Origin of the sequence: Herbihabitans rhizosphaerae (genome assembly GCF_004216555.1) — a bacterium.
GTDB lineage: Bacteria > Actinomycetota > Actinomycetes > Mycobacteriales > Pseudonocardiaceae > Herbihabitans > Herbihabitans rhizosphaerae.
In genome coordinates this window covers 500246-519674 of sequence record NZ_SGWQ01000001.1, presented here as the reverse complement: position 1 = coordinate 519674, position 19429 = coordinate 500246, and the positions used below count along the sequence as shown (strand labels likewise).

The 19429-nt window shown below is 69.2% G+C and carries 23 protein-coding genes; 13 read left to right on the top strand and 10 right to left on the bottom strand.

Features of this window, described 5'->3' with window-relative positions; translation table 11 throughout:
- Positions 1–242: 242 nt before the first annotated feature.
- Together EV193_RS02730 and EV193_RS02725 are read left to right on the top strand one after the other, a co-directional pair.
- A complete protein-coding gene (locus EV193_RS02730; protein ID WP_130342324.1) occupies positions 243–1640 on the top strand; it encodes a glycosyltransferase family 4 protein in 1398 nt (465 codons plus the stop codon).
- Positions 1640–3001 (top strand): UDP-glucose dehydrogenase family protein, encoded by a 1362-nt coding sequence (locus tag EV193_RS02725; RefSeq protein WP_130342323.1) that lies wholly within the window; start codon positions 1640–1642, stop codon positions 2999–3001. Before EV193_RS02730 ends, EV193_RS02725 begins: the two co-directional genes overlap by 1 nt.
- A 2-nt stretch (positions 3002–3003) precedes the next feature.
- On the opposite strand, the gene EV193_RS02720 is transcribed toward EV193_RS02725, so the two are convergent.
- Both EV193_RS02720 and EV193_RS33610 read right to left on the bottom strand, forming a co-directional pair.
- On the bottom strand, positions 3004–3837 hold the full coding sequence (locus EV193_RS02720) for a methyltransferase (RefSeq protein WP_207222462.1): 834 nt from the start codon (positions 3835–3837) through the stop codon (positions 3004–3006).
- Between the two features lie 4 nt (positions 3838–3841).
- Positions 3842–4033 carry a hypothetical protein gene (locus EV193_RS33610; RefSeq protein ID WP_207222461.1) on the bottom strand — a complete coding sequence of 64 codons (192 nt, stop codon included), beginning with the start codon at positions 4031–4033 and terminating at the stop codon, positions 3842–3844.
- Positions 4034–4166: 133 nt separating this feature from the next.
- Here EV193_RS33610 and EV193_RS02715 point away from each other — a divergent pair, with 133 nt between their 5' ends.
- Genes EV193_RS02715 through EV193_RS02705 form a run of 3 tightly spaced genes read left to right on the top strand, consistent with a single transcriptional unit; the run spans position 4167 to position 7230 of the window.
- A complete protein-coding gene (locus EV193_RS02715; protein ID WP_130342322.1) occupies positions 4167–4745 on the top strand; it encodes a TetR/AcrR family transcriptional regulator in 579 nt (192 codons plus the stop codon).
- A 2-nt stretch (positions 4746–4747) separates the two neighbouring features.
- Complete coding sequence (locus EV193_RS02710; RefSeq protein WP_130342321.1) at positions 4748–5992, top strand: MFS transporter; 1245 nt, start codon at positions 4748–4750, stop codon at positions 5990–5992.
- Positions 5968–7230, top strand: a complete 1263-nt coding sequence (locus tag EV193_RS02705) for a cytochrome P450 (RefSeq protein WP_130342320.1) — start codon at positions 5968–5970, stop codon at positions 7228–7230. Before EV193_RS02710 ends, EV193_RS02705 begins: the two co-directional genes overlap by 25 nt.
- A 45-nt stretch (positions 7231–7275) precedes the next feature.
- Here the strand turns inward: EV193_RS02705 and EV193_RS02700 are convergent, their stop codons facing one another.
- Positions 7276–8232, bottom strand: coding sequence for an AraC family transcriptional regulator (locus tag EV193_RS02700; RefSeq protein WP_207222460.1), 957 nt, complete (start codon positions 8230–8232; stop codon positions 7276–7278).
- An 82-nt stretch (positions 8233–8314) separates the two neighbouring features.
- Here EV193_RS02700 and EV193_RS02695 point away from each other — a divergent pair, with 82 nt between their 5' ends.
- Entirely contained in the window at positions 8315–9166 is an 852-nt protein-coding gene (locus EV193_RS02695) for an NAD(P)H-binding protein (protein ID WP_130342319.1), read from the top strand.
- 168 nt (positions 9167–9334) lie between these two features.
- The gene (locus EV193_RS02690; protein ID WP_130342318.1) at positions 9335–10096 is read left to right on the top strand and encodes a 13E12 repeat family protein; all 762 of its coding nucleotides are present in this window, start codon (positions 9335–9337) and stop codon (positions 10094–10096) included.
- Positions 10097–10460: 364 nt separating this feature from the next.
- On the opposite strand, the gene EV193_RS02685 is transcribed toward EV193_RS02690, so the two are convergent.
- Positions 10461–11300 carry a helix-turn-helix domain-containing protein gene (locus EV193_RS02685; RefSeq protein ID WP_130342317.1) on the bottom strand — a complete coding sequence of 280 codons (840 nt, stop codon included), beginning with the start codon at positions 11298–11300 and terminating at the stop codon, positions 10461–10463.
- Positions 11301–11428: 128 nt separating this feature from the next.
- On the opposite strand from EV193_RS02685, the gene EV193_RS33060 reads away from it, so the two are divergent.
- A complete protein-coding gene (locus tag EV193_RS33060; protein WP_165401186.1) occupies positions 11429–11704 on the top strand; it encodes a hypothetical protein in 276 nt (91 codons plus the stop codon).
- Positions 11701–11895, top strand: coding sequence for a hypothetical protein (locus EV193_RS02675; protein ID WP_130342316.1), 195 nt, complete (start codon positions 11701–11703; stop codon positions 11893–11895). Before EV193_RS33060 ends, EV193_RS02675 begins: the two co-directional genes overlap by 4 nt.
- Before the next feature lie 9 nt (positions 11896–11904).
- Here EV193_RS02675 and EV193_RS02670 read toward each other — a convergent pair whose 3' ends face one another.
- A complete protein-coding gene (locus EV193_RS02670) occupies positions 11905–12396 on the bottom strand; it encodes a DinB family protein (RefSeq protein ID WP_130342315.1) in 492 nt (163 codons plus the stop codon).
- Positions 12397–12504: 108 nt separating this feature from the next.
- Between EV193_RS02670 and EV193_RS02665 the strand changes: the two genes are divergently transcribed.
- Together EV193_RS02665 and EV193_RS02660 are read left to right on the top strand one after the other, a co-directional pair.
- Complete coding sequence (locus EV193_RS02665; RefSeq protein WP_130342314.1) at positions 12505–12714, top strand: sigma factor-like helix-turn-helix DNA-binding protein; 210 nt, start codon at positions 12505–12507, stop codon at positions 12712–12714.
- Positions 12711–13253 carry a Clp protease N-terminal domain-containing protein gene (locus EV193_RS02660; protein ID WP_207222459.1) on the top strand — a complete coding sequence of 181 codons (543 nt, stop codon included), beginning with the start codon at positions 12711–12713 and terminating at the stop codon, positions 13251–13253. The genes EV193_RS02665 and EV193_RS02660 overlap by 4 nt, the downstream gene beginning before the upstream one ends.
- A 90-nt stretch (positions 13254–13343) precedes the next feature.
- Here the strand turns inward: EV193_RS02660 and EV193_RS02655 are convergent, their stop codons facing one another.
- From EV193_RS02655 to yczE (EV193_RS02645), 4 genes are all read right to left on the bottom strand, one after another.
- Positions 13344–13682, bottom strand: coding sequence for a DUF5655 domain-containing protein (locus tag EV193_RS02655; RefSeq protein ID WP_130342313.1), 339 nt, complete (start codon positions 13680–13682; stop codon positions 13344–13346).
- A gap of 68 nt (positions 13683–13750) precedes the next feature.
- Positions 13751–13840 carry a VOC family protein gene (locus tag EV193_RS34685; protein ID WP_423202127.1) on the bottom strand — a complete coding sequence of 30 codons (90 nt, stop codon included), beginning with the start codon at positions 13838–13840 and terminating at the stop codon, positions 13751–13753.
- 13 nt (positions 13841–13853) lie between these two features.
- The gene (gene yczE, locus EV193_RS02650) at positions 13854–14483 is read right to left on the bottom strand and encodes a membrane protein YczE (protein ID WP_130342312.1); all 630 of its coding nucleotides are present in this window, start codon (positions 14481–14483) and stop codon (positions 13854–13856) included.
- On the bottom strand, positions 14480–15127 hold the full coding sequence (gene yczE, locus EV193_RS02645) for a membrane protein YczE (RefSeq protein WP_130342311.1): 648 nt from the start codon (positions 15125–15127) through the stop codon (positions 14480–14482). Before yczE (EV193_RS02645) ends, yczE (EV193_RS02650) begins: the two co-directional genes overlap by 4 nt.
- Positions 15128–15217: 90 nt before the next feature.
- Here yczE (EV193_RS02645) and yczR point away from each other — a divergent pair, with 90 nt between their 5' ends.
- Positions 15218–16657 carry a MocR-like transcription factor YczR gene (yczR, locus tag EV193_RS02640; RefSeq protein WP_479723859.1) on the top strand — a complete coding sequence of 480 codons (1440 nt, stop codon included), beginning with the start codon at positions 15218–15220 and terminating at the stop codon, positions 16655–16657.
- Positions 16658–17065: 408 nt separating this feature from the next.
- On the opposite strand, the gene EV193_RS33055 is transcribed toward yczR, so the two are convergent.
- Positions 17066–17941 (bottom strand): hypothetical protein, encoded by an 876-nt coding sequence (locus EV193_RS33055; protein ID WP_165401185.1) that lies wholly within the window; start codon positions 17939–17941, stop codon positions 17066–17068.
- A gap of 239 nt (positions 17942–18180) precedes the next feature.
- On the opposite strand from EV193_RS33055, the gene EV193_RS02630 reads away from it, so the two are divergent.
- A complete protein-coding gene (locus EV193_RS02630) occupies positions 18181–19374 on the top strand; it encodes a S8 family peptidase (protein WP_130342310.1) in 1194 nt (397 codons plus the stop codon).
- The last annotated feature ends 55 nt before the right edge of the window (positions 19375–19429 follow it).

The following is a 19429-nucleotide window of genomic DNA, read 5'->3' as shown; positions in this document are numbered from 1 at the left end:
TGCCGCGACGCGCCGGCACTCCCCGGCGACAGCGTCAGTGCCCGGTAGATCGAGCGCCCGCCCGTAGCCGTTACCGACCGTGTTTTCGGTTGCCTGGCAACCACTTCCGCGAGTGGCGGGGAATCTTCTCCCCGTCCGGCCTCTTTTTCCGACTTCTCGGTAACCACAGAGGGGAGGCAAGCGAATACGTCTGCGTCGGGCTGCAACTGCGTCGTGCGACGTCGTCTTAGAAGGGGCCCGGGGTGAGTCGTCCTCCACATGTATTGATCATCGTGCAGAACCTGCCGGTTCCGTTGGACCGCCGGGTCTGGTTGGAATGTCAGGCGCTGGCCGCCGCGGGTTACGAGGTGTCCGTGATCTGCCCGAAAGGGCCGGGAGACCCTGACTACGAGCTGCTCGACGGCGTACACCTGTACAAGTACGCGCCGCCGCGACAGGCCGCCGGCGCGCTCGGCTACGCGTGGGAGTTCGCGTACTGCTGGGCGCGCACCGCCAGGCTGAGCCGGAAAGTGTGGCGCCGCAGGCGGTTCGACGTGATCCAGGCGTGCAACCCGCCGGACACCTACTGGGCGCTGGCCCGGCTGTGGCGGCCGCGCGGTGTGCGCTTCGTGTTCGACCATCACGACCTCAACCCCGAGGTGTTCCGCTCCCGGTTCGGCGAGCCGGCGAGCCTGCCGGCACGCGCCCAGCTCGCCGCGTTGAAGTGGTTGGAGCGCAAGACTTTCCGCACCGCCGATCGGGTGATCTCGACCAACACGTCCTACCAGCGGATCGCCGTGGAGCGCGGCGGCGTGCCCAGGGCGCGGACCACGGTCGTGCGCTCCGGCCCGGACACCTCGATCATGCGCCCGATCGAGGCGGTGGACGAGCTGCGCCGCGGCCGCCGGCACCTGGTCGTGTACCTCGGCGTGATGGGGCCGCAGGACGGGGTGGACGGCGTGCTCCAGGTGGCCGACCGGATCGTGCACCTGTACGGCCGCGACGACGTCGGGTTCGCGATGCTCGGGTTCGGCGACTGTCTTGAAGACCTACAAACCCTGTGCACCGACCTCGGGCTGGACGACGTGGTCGAGTTCACCGGCCGGGTCGGGCCGGACCAGATCACCGAGTACCTGTCCACCGCGTCGCTCGGGCTGTCGCCGGACCCGTTGAGCCCGCTCAACGACGTGTCCACGATGAACAAGACGATGGAGTACATGGCCTACGCGTTGCCCGTGGTGGCGTACCGGCTGACCGAGACGGTGGTGTCCGCCGGGGACTGCGCGGTGTACGTGGAGCCGGGTGACGTGGACGGATTCGCCGACGCGGTGGTGGATCTGCTCGACGATCCGGGCCGGCGCGCGCGGCTCGGCGCGTCCGGGCGCAGGCGCGCCGAGCAGGATTTGGACTGGCGGCCGCAGGCGCGCGCCTACGTCGGCACCTACGACGAGCTGACCGGCTACAAGTCGGCGATCGACCTGGTGTGGCCGGAGATGGACCGGCGCGACCGGTCCACCGAGGTGCCGGTTCGGCAGCGCGACCGGTACGGGCACCGGCTGATCGATCTTCGCGGCGAGCGCACGCTGAGCGCGTTCGCCGCACTGCGCAAGCTGCCGTCCGAGGACGGCAACTCGGTCGACTCGGTGGGTGAGGGGGTCTGATGTTCGCACGGCGGATCGCGGTGGTGGGTACCGGTTACGTGGGGGTGACCACTGGCGCGTGTCTCGCGTCGCTCGGTCACCGGGTCGTGTGCGCGGACGTGGACGCGGCCAAGATCGAGGCGCTGTCCAGGGGAGTGGTGGACATTCTGGAGCCCGGCCTGCCCGAGCTGATCGCCGAGGGCATGGCGGCCGGGCGGCTGTCGTTCGTGGTCGGCGCGAAGGACGCGGTGTCTTCCGCGCCCGCCGGCACCGGAGGCACCAACACTGTGGACGGTGGCGCGGAGGTCGTTTTCCTTTGTGTGCCAACGCCGATGGGTGTCGGCGGAGTCGCGGACCTGAGCATCGTGGAGTCGGTGATCGAGGAGGTCGGTCACCTGCTGCCGCCGGGTGCGGTGGTGGTGAACAAGTCGACGGTGCCGGTCGGCACGGCCTCGCGCACCGCGGAGTTGCTCGACCGGGACGACGTGGCGGTGGTGAGCAATCCGGAGTTCCTGCGCGAGGGCTCGGCGGTACGGGATTTCCTGAACCCGGACCGGATCGTGGTCGGCTGCGACAAGCAGGACGCGGCCGAGCGGGTGGCCGCGCTCTACGCCCGGCTCGGCGCGCCGACGGTGTTGACCGACGCGGCCAGCGCCGAGTTGGTCAAGTACGCGGCGAACTGCTTCCTGGCGATGAAGTTGTCCTATGTCAACGCGATCGCCGAGCTGTGCGAGCGGCTGGACGCCAACGTGGACGACGTGACCGAGGGGATGGGCTACGACCGGCGGATCGGTACCGCGTTCCTGTCGCCCGGCCCGGGGTGGGGCGGCTCGTGCCTGCCCAAGGACACGCACGCGATGTTGCAGGTGGCCGACGCCGCGGACTTCGAGTTCCGTCTGTTGCGCGCCACCATCGACACGAACGTGCGACAGCGGCAGCGCATGGTGGACAAGGTGCGGCTGGCCGTCACCGGCAAACGCGGCGGATCCCTGTCACACCACCGGATCGGCGTACTCGGGCTCACCTTCAAGGCGGGTACCGACGACGTGCGCGACTCCCCGGCACTGGCCGTCGCCGCGTTGCTCCGGCAGGCCGGTGCGGAGCTGGTCGCCTACGACCCGTCGTTCGCGGCCGGCGCGACCAATCCGGCGCCGGGATTGCTCAGCGTGGTGGACGACGTGTACCTGGCCGGCAAGGACGCCGACGCGCTGGTGGTGCTCACCGAGTGGCCCGAGTTCCGCTCGCTGGACTGGGCGCGGATGGCCGGCGTGATGCGGCGGCCGGTCGTGGTGGACACCCGCAACCTGCTCGACCCCGACGTGCCGAGGCGTGCCGGGTTCACCCTCACCGCACTCGGCCGGGGCGTTCGGGTGAACACCTGAGGTCAGGCTTTCGTGCCGATCACCACGCCGTTGGCGCTGAGCGCCTCGAACCGGATCGTGTGGATCTTGTCGAACCCGGTGTCGGTGAGCCAGCGGGTGTACTCACTCTCGGTGTAGTTGCGGCCGAACGTCTCCACCAGCATGTGGATGCTCATCAGCGCCGCGTCGACCGGACCGTCCTTGGTGTCGTCGACCAGCAGCTCGCTGATCATCAGCCGTCCGCCAGGGGGTAGCGCCCGCCAGCACTTGTCCAGGATCGCCCGGCATTCGGGCTCGGCCCAGTCGTGCAGGATCATCGACAGCAGGATCGTGTCGTGACCGCCGGGTAGCGCGGCGTCCACGAAGAAGTCTCCCTCGACCACCTCGATGCGGTCCCCCAGTCCGGCTTCGGTGATCTTTCCGCGCGCGAACTCGCACGCCTGGGGGAGGTCGTACACGGTCGCCCGCAACTCGGGATTCTGTTGGCAGAGAACGATTCCGTACGGTGTGCCGCCGCCACCGACGTCCAGGAACCGCCGGGTGCCGGTGAAGTCGACGCTGCTCGCCACGACCCGCGCGGTCCAGGTGGACATGGAGAACATGCCTGCCCAGAAGTCGCCGACGAACGCGGGATCGAGGTTGTCGAACAGCGACACCTGGGTGTCGGGATCCCAGGTGGTCGGCGCGTTGGTGCGCAGCGCGTCCTCCAGCCGCATCCAACCGGGCGCACAGTGCTGATCGAAGACCCGAACGATCCCGCCGAAGTAGTCCGGCTTCTCCGCGACCAGGTACTCCTCGGCGGCGTGTTCTCGTACCGCCCGTCGGCGGTGACCTGGAGCAGGTCCAGCCCGGCGCACGCGGTCAGCAGCAACTCGGCCGGGCGTGCGTCGATCCCGCCGTGTTCGCGAACTCGGCCACCGTGACACCGGATCCGGCGCGGGCGTGTTCGAAGACGCCGAACTCGTGCGCGACCGCCATGGTCCGAGCGGCCCAGAGACCGGAGCTGATGCGCATCAACGGCAGCGGACTGACGTAGGTATCTGATCTGGCCACAAGACCTCTCTTTTGGTAACCGTCTGATTACATATAGCGAGGGTAGTGAGGGTGGTCGAAAGATCGGTGCCGCCATCTGGATGAGTTCGGTCTTCGCGTGCACAAAACGGGACACTGTTGTACAGTTTTGGGCATGAGTAGTCCGGAAGTGGGTAAGGCTGCGCGCACGAGCGCGTCGATCCTCGATGTCGCGACTGAGGTGCTGCTGGCCAATCCGTCCGCGTCCATGTCCGACGTCGCCACGGCCGCGGGGGTCGGCCGCACCACGTTGACCAACCGCTTTCCGACCCGCCAGGAGATGCTGGTCGCGGTCGCGCACGACGCGGTGGACCGGGTGGAGAAGGCGGTCGCCGAGGCCGAACTGGATGTGCCGGGCGAGCAGGTGGTCGACGCGCTGCGCCGGCTTGTCACGGCGGCCATCCCGCTGGGATCGCGGATCGAGTTCCTGGTGCGCCAGCCGTCGCTGGACCTCGACGCGGAGCTGATGGCCCGGCTCGAGGCCCTCGACGAGGAGACCGACGAGCTGATCCGGCGCGGTCAGCAGGCGGGGATCTTCCGCGCGGACACCCGCGTCTGGTGGTTCACGCTCACCTTCAACGGCCTGATCTACAGCGCGTGGGAGGCGATCGTGAAGGGTCGGTTGGCGCCGCTGGACGCACCGGACCTGGTGGTCACGACGCTGCTGCGCGGCCTCGGCGCCGAGCAGGACTGACCATGGCGCGCACCGTCCCGGTCGCGGGTCTGCTCGGCGCGGCCGGCCTGTCGATCACGGGCAACACGATCGTCCAGATCGCGATCCCGTGGTTGGTCATGGAGCGCACCGGCAGCCCGGCGCTGGCCGGTCTGATCGCGGCCGCCTCGCTGCTCCCGATGGCCGTGTCCGCGTTGCTCGGCGGCGCGTTGATCGACCGCTGGGGGCGGCGCAGGCTGAGCATCGGAGCCGATCTGCTCAGCGCGGCGGCGGTGGCCGCGGTGCCGCTGCTGGACCGTGCCGTCGGGCTGACCGCGGGGCTGATCGCCCTGCTGGTGGCACTCGGCGCGGTGTTCGACGGACCGGGAATGGCCGCCCGCGAGTCGCTGCGCCCCGACGTCGCGCAGCACTCCCGCGTGCCGCTGGAGCGGGTCAACGCGTGGGGCGAGGCGGTGGACGGCTTCGGCGGCGTGGCCGCTCCGGGTCTGGCGGGCGTGCTGATCGCCACCGTCGGCGCGGCCAACACGCTGTGGGCGACCGTGGCGATGTTCCTCGCCGCGGCGGTGCTCACCGCGACCACGATTCCCGCGCAGGTACGGGACGACAGCGTGCACGAGCCCTACGGCCGCGCCGTGGTCGAAGGTCTTCGATTCGTGCTGCGCAAGGCGGAACTGCGCGCAACCGCGATCACGCTGATGATGCTGGTGTTGTTCGTGGCACCACTGACCACGGTGCTCACCATCGAATTGCAGCGTGCCGGCCGGCCGGGGGACCTCGGCCTGATCGCGGCCATGTTCGCGGTCGGCGGGATCGCCGGCGCGGTCGGCTACGGATTCGTCGCGCCCCGGCTGCGCCGCCGCCCGGTGCTGTGGTGGGCGCTCGCGCTGACCGGAGTCGGCCTGGCCGCGTTCGCGTTGCTGGACGGCACCCTCGGGCGGGCCGTGCTGGCCGCCGCCGTCGGGATCGGCGCCGCCCCGGTGAACCCGATCACCGCGGTGATCATGCAGGAGAAGACGCCGGAACGCCTGCGCGGACGGGTGATCGGCACCGTCACCTCGCTCGCGCTGCTCGCCGCGCCGCTCGGCGCCGCGTTCGCCGGCGCGCTGGTGGACGGCGTCGGGGCGGCGGTGACCTACGCGCTGATCGGCGCCGGCTGCCTGGTGTCGGCCGGCTACGCCGCGATCGCTCCCGGACTGCGGCACATCGAGGTCCGGGCACAGGAGGAGTCAATCGAGGAGGGGTCATGTCCACTGTCACGAACGCCATAAAGGGATTCGCCACCCGCGCCGCCACCCGCACGCTGGCGACACTCGGCGATCAGATGGCGAAGCTCTACCTGGCGCCGCCGGATCCGTGGCCGGTCTATCGCGCGATTCGGGATCGGGGGCCGGTATATCGCAGCCGGATGGGATACACGGCGGTGTCGTCGCACGAGCTGTGCGCTCGGGTGCTGCGCGGTCCGGGTTTCGGCGTGCGGGACTCGGCGGGCCGGCTCACCGAGGAGCAGATGATCCCGGTCGGCTCGGTGCCGTCGCTGCTCGAACTCGACCCGCCGGACCACGGCAAGCTGCGCCGCCTCGTCGCGCCGGCGTTCCGCCCGAAGCTGATCAACGAGTACCGGCCGAGGATCGAGGAGACCACCGGGCGGCTGCTCGACAAGATCGACGGGCCGTTCGACCTGATGTCCGACTTCGCCACGCCGCTGCCGATCACGGTGATCAGCGAGCTGCTGGGCATTCCGGAGGACAGCCGCGCGCGGTTCGCCGACTACGGCAAGCTCGCCGGTCAGGCGCTGGACGGTCAGCTCACCGCGCGGCAGCAGGTGGACCTGGAGAAGGCGATCGCCGCGCTGAACGATTTGTTCAGCGAATTGATGGCGCAGCGAAGGGTTGATCCGGGAAACGATGTGATCAGCGTGCTGGTGCAGGCCGTCGACGGCGACAAGATCACCGCCGACGAGCTGCTCTCCACGTGTCAGTTGTTGCTGATCGCTGGCTTCGAGACCACCGTGAATCTGATCGGGAACGCGGTGTTCCACCTCGGGCGCAACCCCGCGCAGTGGGCTTTGCTGCGCGAACGACCGGAGCTGGCGGCGGGTGCGGTCGAGGAGACGCTGCGGTACGAGCCGCCGGTGCCGATCACCGGCCGGGTGAGCCAGACCGAGGTGGAGCTGGCCGGCGAGCGTCTGCCTGCTGACACGCCGGTGCTCACGATGCTCGCGACCGCGAATCGGGATTCTTCGGTGTACCCGGAGCCTGATCGATTCGACATCACGCGTGAAGGTGGGCCGGAGCATTTCGCGTTCTCGAGTGGGGTGCACTACTGCCTCGGTGCGCAGCTGGCTCGGATCGAGGGGGAGATCGCGTTGCGGGCTTTGGCGGAGCGTTTTCCTGATCTGCGTCCTGTGGGTACTCCGGTGTTGCGGCCTTCTGCTTCGATTCGGGGGTTTGTGCGCTTTCCGGTGGAGGTGGGGGTGCGCGGCTCTGGTGTTCTTCGGTCTTCTTAGAGCGCCCGGCAAATGACTCGATGCCCGCGCTCCAGGACCGGGCGGTCACATCCGGTCGCGGTGGCGTTGTGGACTGATCCTGCGGGCTCGTTTGAAAGCGGCGCTGAACGCGAATGCGCTGCCATAACCAACCTGACGGGCTATGGAGTCAATTGTGGCGTCCGACTCTTTGAGGAGATCGGCGGCCAGGTCGATTCGCCACTCGGTGAGATATGCCATTGGTGGCGTGCCGACGAGGTCAGTGAAGCGGCGGGCCAACGTCGCTCGGGACACCCCGGTCCGCCCGGCGAGCGCGGCCACCGTCCACGGATGGTCCGGGTGGCCGTGCATGAGTCGCAGGACGGGGCCGACGACGGGATCCCCGTTGGCTCGATACCAGGCCGGCGCATCGGCATCTGGCCTGATGAACCGTGCGCGGAGGATGGTGACTAGCAGGAGATCCAGAAGTCGTTCGAGCACGAGATCTTGGCCCGGCTCGTTTCGCACGGTCTCCTCGGCGAGTAGCGACACCACCGCGGATTCGCCGTGGGCGGCCCTGGGGATGACCAGAAGGGGAGGCAACGCGCTGAGCAGTCGCATGGCGATCTCGCCTGGTCGCCGGTACTTGCCGATCAGCAGCACCGACGAGCCGTCCGGGCCGTCATCGCGGGTTCGCATGCCGTTGGCCCAGGTGCGCACACTCGCGTCCGCGGCCTCGGGCAGGTCCACGCCGGCTGGGGTCGTCCGTCGGGGGCCGGGCTGAACGACCACCTGGATCGGAGTGCGGGGATCATCGGCGAAGGTGAACGCGTCCGGGCCGCGCATCATCGCGATATCACCAACGTCGAGTCGTACCGCATCGCCGGTACTGGGCACAACCCAAGGCGTCCCGCGCAGGATGGCCACTACGTTGAGCGGCGCCCTGTCTCGCACCTGCACCGACCAGGGTGGGTTCTGGACGGTCCGCAGCACGAACGCACCCCTGGCCCTGGCTCCGTCGAGCAAAATCGACAAGGGGTCCACCGGCGCAGTGTAAGACGCGCCATTATGGACCTGCGAGCCTCGACCATGGCCCGTAGCCCGGCATTCCGGTGGACTGTGGATCATGACAGTGACTGCGCCAACAACGTTGGTCCTCGCGGGGACCGGCAAGACCGGACGTCGGGTCGTGGCTGGGCTCGTAGCGCGTGACATGCCGGTACGGGTTGGCTCACGGCGTGCTGACCCGCCTTTCGACTGGCAGGACGACACCACGTGGGCACCCGCGCTACGAGGCATGGACGCGGCTTACGTGGCCTTCTACCCTGATGCGGCGTTCCCCGGCGCGGCCAGGACCGTGGGTTCCTTCGCGGACCTGGCAGTGGCGTGCGGCGTCCGGCGCCTCGTCCTGCTTGCCGACCGCGGTGCGGACGAGGCCGAGCGGTGCGAACGGGCGGTGCGGGACTCGGGTGCGGAGTGGACCATCGTGCGGGCGGGGTTCATCACGCAGAACTTCAGCGAGGCGTTCCTCGTAGAACTGGTCCGGGCCGGTGTGGTCGCACTTCCGGCTGGCGACGTCGCGGAACCGTTCACTGACGCGGAGGACATCGCGGATGTCGCCGTCGCGGCGCTGACCGAGAACGGCCATGCCGGCCGGATCCACGACGTGACCGGACCACGACTGCTCACCTTCGCCGATGCCGTCGGCGAGATAGCGAGGGTGACCCGCAGGGAGGTTCGTTATCTGTCGGTCACGCCCGAGCAGTTCGTCTCATCGCTGACCAGGCGAGGCGTGCCGGCCGAGTATGCGACGCAACTGGCCGGCCTGATGGTCGAGGTCTTCGACGGCCGCAGGGCCACGGTGACCGACACCGTCGAGCGCATTCTCGGCCGGCCGCCCCGCGACTTCGCGGAATATGCTCACAAAACCGCCGCGACTGGTGTCTGGGATGCTCATGCTGATCGCCGACTCGGGTGATCTTTCTTGAATTAGTGCGCTTTGTGCGTTTTGGGCTGCCGCGCTGGTCGCCCTCTTGTGGTTGTTCTCCGTGGGGGTGTCAGGGTGACCAGCTTGCCGCCGGAATGGGGGACGCCATTTTCGTGGATAGTCCGGTAGAATTGTAGTGTGTTGGTAATAGGTGAGGAAATGTCTTGGGACGCGGTTCTCGCAACCGCGCCTCGGGTATTTGGCGAGCCTGAGTTCGATTGGTCGGATGGGCCGTTTACGCCGGATGAGGCGAGCACGGTCGCGGAGCTGGAAAACGTTCAGCGAGACAAAGCCGCGTTGTGCGCTGATGAGGTTCGGCTGCTCGCCCAGACCCTGTCCGCGCTCGGGCGGGGTGTGATTGATTGGGCGAAGGCGCGGGCGATGTATGAGGTCACCCGGCCACTGTCGGATGAGCACGCCGCCCAGGTGGAAGCCGCTGTGTTGGCGGATGCGCCGGACTACTACACCCCGTTTCAGCGCAAGGTGCGCTACTGGGTGAACAAGGTCGACCCCGACGGCGCCGAACAACGCCGCCTGGCGCGCCGCAAAGACCGGTGTGTCACCTTCAAGCAGGACGAGGACGGGGAGGCCTTCCTCGGCATCCGGGGGCCGGTGGAGCAGTTGTATCCGGCGTATGTGCGGATCGACCAACACGCCCGCCGGTTGAAGCAGCAGGGTGACGCGCGCAGCCTGGACAATTTGCGGTTCGACAGCGCGATGGAGCACTTCTGCGGGGAGAACCCGTCGCACATCAAGACGATTGTGTGGGTGACGTGCCGCACACCACGCTGTTGGGTGTGGACGACAAGCCGGGGGAACTCTTCGGCGTCGACATACTCCCCGCGCAAGTCGTGCGGGAACTCGCGGCCGACGAGAAATCGACCTGGCGGCGAATTCTCTATGATCCGGCGAGCGGGATGATCACTGATGTGGGGCGGAAGCGGTATCCGCCGGCGGCGATGGCTGAGAATGTGCGATTGCGGTTCCGCCGATGTACTCACCCCGGGTGTGACAGGCCGGCCACACGGTGCCAGATCGATCACACCCTCCGCCACGCCGACCACGGCAGAACTTGCTTGTGCAATCTGAACCCGCGCTGCGAGCGCCACAACCTGTGCAAGGAGAAGCCCGGCTGGCAGGTCGAACAACCCGAACCCGACACCGTGATCACCCGCAGCCCATTGGGACACGAAGTCGCTGTCCGGGCCGAACCCATCGCCGACCAGACCCACCACCCTACTGACGAGAGGGTCACCACGACTCACTGACGCCGGGGAGCACCCCGTCATACGCGGTCCCTCCATTGGTCCGTGTACTCGGCAACCAACGTGGTGGAGTCGTTGGGAGACAATGCAATTTGGTCGACGTGGGCGAGAGCCTCGCGATATATCGCGACGTCGTGCTTCTCGTGCATGAACATCGCCTGGGCGCGGAGTTCGACGTTGACGATCGTCGGATTGGCGGCTGATTCCATGATCACGAACAGGGTCTCCAGGCCTGGGTGCCAGCCGCTGTCGAAGGGCATAACGCGAACGTCCACATTGGACTGTGTGGCCATGTTGAGGATGTGACGCATCTGCTCGTGCATGGTCTGCGGAGTTCCGATGCGCTGTTTGAACACGGCCTCGCCGATGTAGGCAGTGAGCTTCACAGGGGCGGGGCGGTTCAGGATGTCTTGGCGTCCCATGCGAAGCGCGACCCTGAACGATGCTTCGGCTTCCGACAGATTGGTGCTGGTCATGATCGCCCGGGTGTAGTCGCGGGTCTGCAGTAGGCCAGGCACCAGGAGTGGACTCACCACGGTGATCGCGGTGGCGGACTGTTCGAAGTGCACCAAAGCGACGAGTTGCTCCCGTTGCTCAGGCGGGGTGATCGCGATCCAGCGACCGTCGTCGGTGCCATGCGCGAGGTTGACGATCGTGTCGTAGCGCTCGCCGGTGACGTCGAGCTTGGTGAGGATTCGTGCGACCTGATCAAGCTTCGGGACACGCTCCCCGTTCTCCCAGCGGGAGATCTGGCCCGGGTCGCATTCGATCAACTTCGCCAGATCGCGCAACGTCATGTCGCGTTCTTTCCGTGCCGCCCGCAAGGACTCTCCGAGGGCGCGCGCTTTCGGTGTCCTCATCGTTGACCTCCTGTTGCGGGCCGCGCAACGGGTGAAATTCGCACGATTCCTCCTGGATGACCGCTGGATCGACCTAGCTTGGCGGCAAGCTAGCAATGGTCGACAACTTCACGACTGGGGTGGTCAGGATGGCGAGACAAATCAGCTTCGAGCGGGTGCTTGCCACGTATCCGCAACTCCGACCGCTCGCCGATGATCCGGTGCCGTGGCGGTGGGAGGCGTGTCCGGTCGCCGACGTCGAGCTGTGGGGTTCGCGGGCCGCGACTCCGTCCGCGCCTGAGATCGACCTGTTCGTCTACGCGGGGCACGCCGCGCTGTACGTGGGCGGCGGCCACACCGACGCCCCGCGCATCACCGGTTCGCTCGCGAGCATGGTCGACGTGGCGGGGCGGGCGGCTCGATGATTCGCCGTGGCGTGCCCGAGTGGGCCGACATCGGGCACGCGTTGGTCGAGGTGCGGTTGCTGATCGGTGATTTCGCGCACCGGGCGCATTTTGAGTCGGTTCCGGTTGACGAGTGGCAGCGGCTACTCACTCATCTCGATGAGCTGGTGCGAATGGTCCGCCGTCAGATCGACGCGGAGCGGACCGTCTGATGTGGACAGTCAGCGTCCGGTGGCGCCGTCGATGAGTTCGCGCAGGATGTCGGCGTGTCCGGCGTGGCGGCCGGTTTCCTCGATCATGTGGGTGAGGGTCCAGCGCAGGGACGGTGCCGAGCCACGCTTCCCGCCTGGGCGCGGGCCGGCCGAGGCGAGGTCGGTGTGGGCGGCGATCACCTCGTTCGCGCGGGCCGTGGTTTCTCGGTAGGCGAGGACAATCTGCTCGGCGCTTTCGTTCGGGTCCGGGCGGAAGGTCGCCTCCCAGTCGGTGACCGGATGGCCGAGCAGCCAGTGCCGTTCGACGTGGGTGAGGTGCTTGACGAGGCCGAGCAGGTTCGTTCCCGACGCCACGCCGGGCGTGCGGATCTGCGGTTCCGGGACACCCTGCGTCTTGGCGATCACCGCGGCGCGCAGGTAATCGAGGAAGCCGAGCAGGACCTCCTTCTCGCCGGGGCCGGTTTGCGGGGGCCTGGCGTCGCGGCGGCGCGTTGGTGGCATGGCGACCACATCACCCGAAGCAGTCGCTGATCGCACGGGAATTTGCCGAAGTGGCAAAGGTGTCAACTGGAGTTGACAGAATCGGAGCGTCAACCTAGATTGACAGGCATGGGTCAAGCGACAGAGTTGGCGACCGCGGCGGGCGACCGTGACCCGAGAGTGGGCCTCAAGGCCGTCGCCGCGCTGCGGAAGCTGTTGGAACAACTGGAAGCAGTGCAGGTGCGCAGCGCGCGCGTGCAGGGCTGGTCCTGGCAGGAGATCGCCGACGAACTCGGCGTGAGTCGCCAAGCGGTGCACAAGAAGTACGGGAGGCGATGATGTTCGAAAGGTTCACCAAGGCAACCCGGACCGTGGTCCTCGGCGCGGTACGCGAAGCCGAGCGGCAGAAGGCCCCGGCGATCACCGACGAGCACCTGCTGCTCGCGCTGACCGACGTTCACGACACCGTCGGCGCCGGATTGCTGGCCTCCTACGGCGTGTCCCGTGACGACGTCGCGGTGGCCTGTCTGGAGATCCGGCGGCGCGGCGGGCTCAGCACGTCGGAGGCGGATGCCTTGCGGGAGTTGGGAATCGACGTCACCGAGGTGGTGGACCGGATCGAGCAGTCGCACGGTACCGGGGCGTTCGCGTCGACCGTGCGCGGGCGGTGCCGGCGGCTCGGCACGCCGTTCGGCGACGAGGGGAAGGCCGTGCTGGAACGCGCGCTGCGGGAGGCACAGGACCTCGGTGACCGGCGCATCGGGGATGAGCATCTACTGCTCGCGCTCACCGTGCGCGGCGGCCTCGCAAGCGAGGTGCTCGCCGCGCACGGTGTTACGTACCAAGGGATTCGGTCCACGCTGGCCCAGGCGAGTTAGCACCCCTGTAGGTCCTGGATGGCCTTGGTGATCTTGTCGTGGAAATTGCTGATCCCTCGACGCAGTGCGTCAACCTACGGAAGTAGGCCACTACTCCGCGAAGAGATACGCCTCGGTGAGCCAGCCGCGCACCTCGTCGTCCACGTCCTCCGGCGAGCGCAGGTTCACCACGTTGTACATCCGGGAGCCGGACGCGCGGATGCGCCTGGCGAACCGCGGGGAGTTCACGGTGGACGGCAGGTTCAGCGCGCACGCCACCCAGCGGACCATCGGCCGCAGTTCACAGAACGTCTTGGTGCGCTTGAGAAAGATGCCGACCGACACCGGTTCCACGTGCACCGGCCCGAGGCTGCCCACGTGCGACAACACCGCCTCGAACACCGGCCGCTCGAACGGCGGTCCGGTGGCGAAGTAGTCCTCGATCGTCATGGCCGGCGCGCATTCATGCGACTGCCGGCGGCGGCCGAACCGCCGTCCGCAGTCAGGGCACGTCCAGCTCATTCCGGCTTGTGACACACCGCCTCGACGTCGTAGAACGCGGCGCTGGCCGGCACGTCGGCGCACTGGATCGCGAGGTGGTCGAGCATGGGGGCAGCCTAGCTAGTCACGCGTGTCCCGCCAGGCAACTCGCGGCAGGAAAAGCTGCGCCAGCGGGCCGATCGCCAGCGCGTAGATCACCGTGCCGACGCCGACCGTGCCGCCGAGCAGCCACCCGACGACGAGCACGACGACCTCGATCGCGGTGCGCGCCATGCGCACGGAAACCCTTGTGCGGGCGTGGATTCCGGTCATCAGCCCGTCGCGCGGGCCAGGCCCGAGGCGCGCGCCGACGTAGATCGCGACGGCCAGCCCGTTGAGTGTCACGCCGGCCACGAGCAGGGCCACGCGCGCGACCAGATCAGTCGGCGCGGGCACGACGGCCAGCGTGGCGTCCACGGCGAGCGCGGTCACCACGACGTTGGCGACCGTGCCGATTCCGGGGCGTTGCCGAAGTGGCAACCACGCGAGCAACACCGTCACCCCGACGATGGCCACGACCGTGCCAAACGACAAACCCGTGCGCTTGGAGATCGCCTCGTGCAGCACGTTCCACGGGTTCAGGCCGAGTGTCGCGCGGATCGTGAGTGCCGCGCTGGAGCCGTACAGGGCGAGCCCGAACAGCAGTTGGGCCAGCCGGCGAACCGGAGCGACGGTGACCGTGACCGGCGCCAGATCGACGGGCTTTCTCATGCGGGGCAACGGTTTCGCGTGTCACGCCAGACGACGAGCGGGAGGAAGAGTTGGGTCAGCGGGCCGATCGCCAGCGCGTACACCACGGTGCCGATGCCGACCGTGCCGCCGAGCAGCCAGCCGGTGCCGAGCACGGTGATCTCGATGGCCGTGCGCACCAGGCGGATGGACCAGCCGGTGCGCGCGTAGATCCCGGTCATCAGCCCGTCGCGCGGGCCGGGTCCGAGGCGCGCGCCGACGTAGATCGCGGTGGCCAGACCGTTCAGCGTCACGCCGAGCACGAGCAGGGTGATCCGCATGGGCAGGCCGGACGGCGCCTCGACGACGGCCAGCGCGGCGTCCACCGCCACCGCGATCACCACGACGTTGGCCACCGTGCCGATGCCGGGGCGCTGCCGCAGCGGCAGCCAGGCGAGCAGCACCGCGATGCCGGTGATCGCGGTGATCGTGCCGAACGACAGGCCGGTGCGCTTGGCCAGCGATTCGTGCAGCACGTCCCACGGATCCAACCCGAGCGTGGAGCGGATCATCAGCCCCATGCTCGCGCCGTACAGCGTGAGGCCGGCGAACAGCTGGACGAGCCGCCGGGTGGGGCTGGCGGTGACGGTGACAGGTGTCAGGTCAACGGTCTTCGAAAGGGCCACATCGCCATCGGATCAAAGATTGGCCCGCATATCGAGGGCCAATCGTGAATAATTGGTCACATGACTGGTCCATCCGTGCGAGGTGATCGGGTGTCAGGGCGAGCGATGGCCACCCTGCTGGGCTCCTGGCGAGCCAGCGGCGCACGGGCGGGTGCCGCCGATCTCGCCGCCGGCGTACGCCTGCTCGTGCTCGACGGGAAGCTGCCGCCCGGCACCCGACTGCCCGCCGAACGTGAACTCGCCGGCGCGCTCGGCGCCAGCCGCACCATGATCAGCTCGGCGCTGGACCGGCTGCGCGAGGCCGGCATCGTGTCCAGCCGTCAGGGTGCCGGCTCGTGGATCACCGTGCCGCGGTGCGGTGGGCAGCCGGACGGTCCGAGTGAGTTCGCCGTGTCCGCGGCACCCGGCGAGATCGACCTCGCCCGCGCCGCGCCGGCCGCGGTCGCCGGACTCGGTGCCGCCATCGAGTCCGCCCAGCTCAGGCTGGCCGCCGAGCTGTGCGACCACGGGTACGTCGAACACGGCCTGCCCGAACTGCGCGAGCAGATCGCCCAGCGGTACGCCGCGCGCGGGCTGCCCACCACGCCGGACCAGATCGTGGTCACCAACGGCGCGCACAACGCGTTCGCGCTCGTGCTGCGGCTGTTCACCTCACCCGGCGACCGGGTCGTCGTCGAGCAGCCCACCTACCCCAACGCGCTGGACGCCGTCCGCCTGTCCAACGCCATTCCGGTCGGGGTGTCCATGCGCGAGGGCGGGTGGAGCCTGCCCGGCATCGAGTCCGCGCTGCGCGCCAGCGCGCCGAGGCTGGCGTACTTCGTCGTGGACTTCCAGAACCCGACCGGTCTGCGGATGGACGCCGAGGACCGGCGACGGCTGGCCTCTGTGCTGCGCCGCGCCGAGGTGCCGGCGGTGGTCGACGAGACCGTGGTCGAGTTGGACCTGGACGGCGATCCGCTGGACGGTCCGCCGCCGCTGGCCGCGTTCGCCGGCGAGTGGGCGATCACCGTCGGGTCGGCCAGCAAGTCGCACTGGGGCGGGCTGCGGCTGGGCTGGATCCGCGCGTCGGTCGGCGTCGTGCGGCGGCTGCTCTCGACGCGCAACGCGCTGGACCTCGGTTCGCCCGTGCTCGAACAGATCGTGCTCGCCGAACTGCTGGCGCGCGGCGACGAGCCGGTGCGGACGCGGCGGGCCGAGCTGACCGCGAACCGGGACGCGCTGATCGACGCGCTCGCCGAGCACTGTCCACAGTGGACTTTCCGGCGACCGGGCGGCGGGCTCGCGCTGTGGTGTGAGCTGCCGGAACCGGTGAGCACCCGGCTCGCCGTCGCCGCTCGGGAGCAGGGCGTTCGGCTCGCTCCCGGGTCGCGGTTCGGCGTGCACGGAGGATTCGAGAGCCGGCTGCGGCTGCCGTTCGCGCTGTCGGCCGACGTGCTGCTCGATGTGGTGCCGAAGATAGCCGAGGCGGCGAAAACTATACGTATGCGAGCAAGTCGCCGAGAAATAGGTGAACCTATTTCGGTGGTCTGACCCCGCACCGTTCGGCTAGGTAGTACGGTCCGATCAGGGTATAAAGCTCCGATCAGGGTATAAAGCACTGCGCCGGATGGCTCAGCGACAGCGACCATACGGTCGCGCGCTGGCCATCCGGCGCAGAACACCTGGCAGCCCGTCAGGTCAGGGTCGGCACAGCCCCTCGTTGTGCCGACCGGCGTGCCGCCAGGAGGGGGCCCAGGCGCCGCGGGGGCATCGCGGCGCCTGGGCACGGTCCCGACGCGGCCGGGCGCGGTCGGCCCGTCGGGTAGCTCTGAAAGTCGGACATGCCCCTGCTCCACATGACGTGGTGGATTTCTGTCGTCACTGAGGCGGGTCACGTGGCGCCTTGACGGCGGCGTGCTCCTGCTCGAGACACACGTGTCCCCGCGCGCAGGGCTGGGGTCAGTCGGGTGAGACGGCGGGCAGCCCGGGTGCCCGCTTGTGACCGGCGGTGGCGGTGTCGCCAGCGATGCCGGAGAGCACGGGCGGTGCGAGATCGGCGCGGCCGGCGTGAATGCCGAGCGGGTGGCGGTCGCCGCCGTGGTTGTCGTGCGACGCGTGCGAGAAGGTCGCCGGGGCGACCGGAACGGACGGTGGTGACGGCAGCGGAGTGGGCTCCGGCGTCGGCAGCGTGGCGGACGCGCGTGCCGGCTGCTTCGGTTTGACCGGCTTCGGCGCGACGGCGCGCGGCGTACTCGGCAGCGCGACGGTCGGGGCGATCGCGTGGTGCACCGGAGCGGCGGCCGGCGGCGGCGGCGCGGGAGCGGGTGCGGGTGCGGTCGGCGCGACCGTCTGGACCTGGCCCGCCGTTGTGCTGGCCGGGGCCGGAGTGGTGACCACCGGCTTGGGCCTTGGCTTGAGCAGACCGGGCTTGGTGAGGCCGGGCTTGGTGAGGCCGGGTTTGGTGATCAGCCCGGGCAGGCCGATTTGCCCGGGCGGCGGCTGCAGGATCGGCGCGGTCACCGGGCCGGTGTTGCCGGTGACCGTGTTCACGACGGCGTCTACGGTGTGCACCACCGTGCTGACCGTGTTGGTCACCGTGTTCAGCAGGCCACCGATCAGCCCGCCGCCGGAGTCGTCCTGCTCGGCGGTCGAGTGCTGCGAGTCGTCGGGGAGCGGGCGCGGTTTCACGTCGGCCGACGCGCCGCTCGCGAACAGCGCGCCGACCAGGCAGCCGAGCGCGGTAAAGCCGAGGGTCACCAGGACGCGGGCGAGTGCGCGCGACAGCGTGCGACCACCGGCGGGAGCCGGCTCGCCACCACCACTCGCAGTCGTCACCACAGTCTCCCAAAAGGCCGTTCGTGCGAAGCCCCGTCATCGCGGCCGATGCCCTATGTGTAGCACCGACCCGGCAGTTTGCACCCTAGCTCGCCACGATCGTCCCGGAAAGACGGAGTTTGCCCACCTTGGCGGGTGTCCAAGCGCGACGATGATCACCGAGCGTGCGGCTCACCGACACGGGTGACAGCCCGTGTTCTGCCGAGCGGGTGGGGCATTGCGCCGACACGGTGTCCTCTATGGACACCAAGCGCACTGGCGACGGTCGTGTCGCCCTCGCCGAATTGGCCGAACGGTGGATCTCCCGGGAGCCCGATCTGCTCCTGCACGATCAGGACGGGCCGCGCGAGTGTCTGGTGCGCGCGGGGCAGCTCGTCGTCGCGCACGACTCGGTCGAGCCGGCGGTGGACGGGCTGCGGCGGTGGGTGGACGCGGTGGAGCCGGCCGAGTCGTCGAAGCTGGCCAGGATCCGGCTGCGCGCGGGCGCGCGGGACCGGTGCGTGCAGCTCGCCGCCGATCTCGCGGACCGGGTGCCGGTCGCGGCCAACCACGTGCACCTCGCGTGTCCGGTGCTGTCCGGCGCGCCGGTGATGCACGGGTCGCCCGTGATGCACGGATCGCCCGCGACGAACGGCCAGGTGGGGCCGCTGGTGCCAGCCCCGCGCGAGGAGGTGTGGTCACCGCCGGTGACGGTGGCCGTGTTGGACACCGGGCTCGAGCCGCACCCGTGGTTCACCGGCCGGCCGTGGCTGTCGGAGTGGGGACTGCAGCCCGAGGTGCTGGACGCGGACGGGGACGCGGAGTTGGACCGGCAGGCCGGGCACGGCACGTTCGTCACCGGAGTGCTGGTGCGGCACGCGCCGGGTGTCACCGTGCGTCATCATCGGGTGCTGTCGTCGCTGGGGCTCGCCGACGATGTCGCGGTCGCCACCGCGTTGCGTTCGGTCCGGCAGCGCGCCGCCGGCAGGGGAGAGCACATCGATGTGGTGCTGCTCGGCGCCGGCTGCCGCACGGCCGACGACCGGTGCCCGCCGCTGCTGGCGCGGGAGGTCGGGCGGTTCACCGACGCGGTGGTCGTGGCGCCCGCCGGGAACTTCGGGGACACCCGACCGTTCTGGCCAGCGGCGCTGCCGCCGGTGGTCGCCGTGGGCGCGACCGACGCGAACGGCGTGCCGGCCGGCTTCTCCAATCGCGGATCGTGGGTGGACGCCGGTGCGGTCGGCGTGGACGTGGCGAGCAGCTTCGTGCGGCTGTCCCGCGAGCCCGGTGTCGCCCTCGGCACCGAGCCGCGCCAGTACGGCACCGCGACGTGGAGCGGCACCTCGTTCGCGGCACCCTGGATTGCCGCGAAGGTGGCGACGCTGCTCCATTCGGGACTCTCCGTCACCAGCGCCGTCGCGAACGCGTGCGGTGCGTACCCGTTCGAGGGATAGCGGGTACGGCGCGGAGCGCGAGTGCAGGTCAACCCGTCCGAGTGACACCGATTCA

Excerpts from the sequence above, each read along its gene's own strand:
- EV193_RS02725 (WP_130342323.1), top strand. The coding sequence starts at position 1,640 with ATGTTCGCACGGCGGATCGCGGTGGTGGGTACCGGTTACGTGGGGGTG.
- EV193_RS02715 (WP_130342322.1), top strand. The coding sequence starts at position 4,167 with ATGAGTAGTCCGGAAGTGGGTAAGGCTGCGCGCACGAGCGCGTCGATC.
- EV193_RS02710 (WP_130342321.1), top strand. The coding sequence starts at position 4,748 with ATGGCGCGCACCGTCCCGGTCGCGGGTCTGCTCGGCGCGGCCGGCCTG.
- EV193_RS02705 (WP_130342320.1), top strand. The coding sequence starts at position 5,968 with ATGTCCACTGTCACGAACGCCATAAAGGGATTCGCCACCCGCGCCGCC.
- EV193_RS02695 (WP_130342319.1), top strand. The coding sequence starts at position 8,315 with ATGACAGTGACTGCGCCAACAACGTTGGTCCTCGCGGGGACCGGCAAG.
- EV193_RS02690 (WP_130342318.1), top strand. The coding sequence starts at position 9,335 with ATGTCTTGGGACGCGGTTCTCGCAACCGCGCCTCGGGTATTTGGCGAG.
- EV193_RS02685 (WP_130342317.1), bottom strand. The coding sequence starts at position 11,300 with ATGAGGACACCGAAAGCGCGCGCCCTCGGAGAGTCCTTGCGGGCGGCA.
- EV193_RS33060 (WP_165401186.1), top strand. The coding sequence starts at position 11,429 with ATGGCGAGACAAATCAGCTTCGAGCGGGTGCTTGCCACGTATCCGCAA.
- EV193_RS02675 (WP_130342316.1), top strand. The coding sequence starts at position 11,701 with ATGATTCGCCGTGGCGTGCCCGAGTGGGCCGACATCGGGCACGCGTTG.
- EV193_RS02670 (WP_130342315.1), bottom strand. The coding sequence starts at position 12,396 with ATGCCACCAACGCGCCGCCGCGACGCCAGGCCCCCGCAAACCGGCCCC.
- EV193_RS02665 (WP_130342314.1), top strand. The coding sequence starts at position 12,505 with ATGGGTCAAGCGACAGAGTTGGCGACCGCGGCGGGCGACCGTGACCCG.
- EV193_RS02660 (WP_207222459.1), top strand. The coding sequence starts at position 12,711 with ATGATGTTCGAAAGGTTCACCAAGGCAACCCGGACCGTGGTCCTCGGC.
- EV193_RS02655 (WP_130342313.1), bottom strand. The coding sequence starts at position 13,682 with ATGACGATCGAGGACTACTTCGCCACCGGACCGCCGTTCGAGCGGCCG.
- EV193_RS34685 (WP_423202127.1), bottom strand. The coding sequence starts at position 13,840 with ATGCTCGACCACCTCGCGATCCAGTGCGCCGACGTGCCGGCCAGCGCC.
- yczE (WP_130342312.1), bottom strand. The coding sequence starts at position 14,483 with ATGAGAAAGCCCGTCGATCTGGCGCCGGTCACGGTCACCGTCGCTCCG.
- EV193_RS02630 (WP_130342310.1), top strand. The coding sequence starts at position 18,181 with ATGGACACCAAGCGCACTGGCGACGGTCGTGTCGCCCTCGCCGAATTG.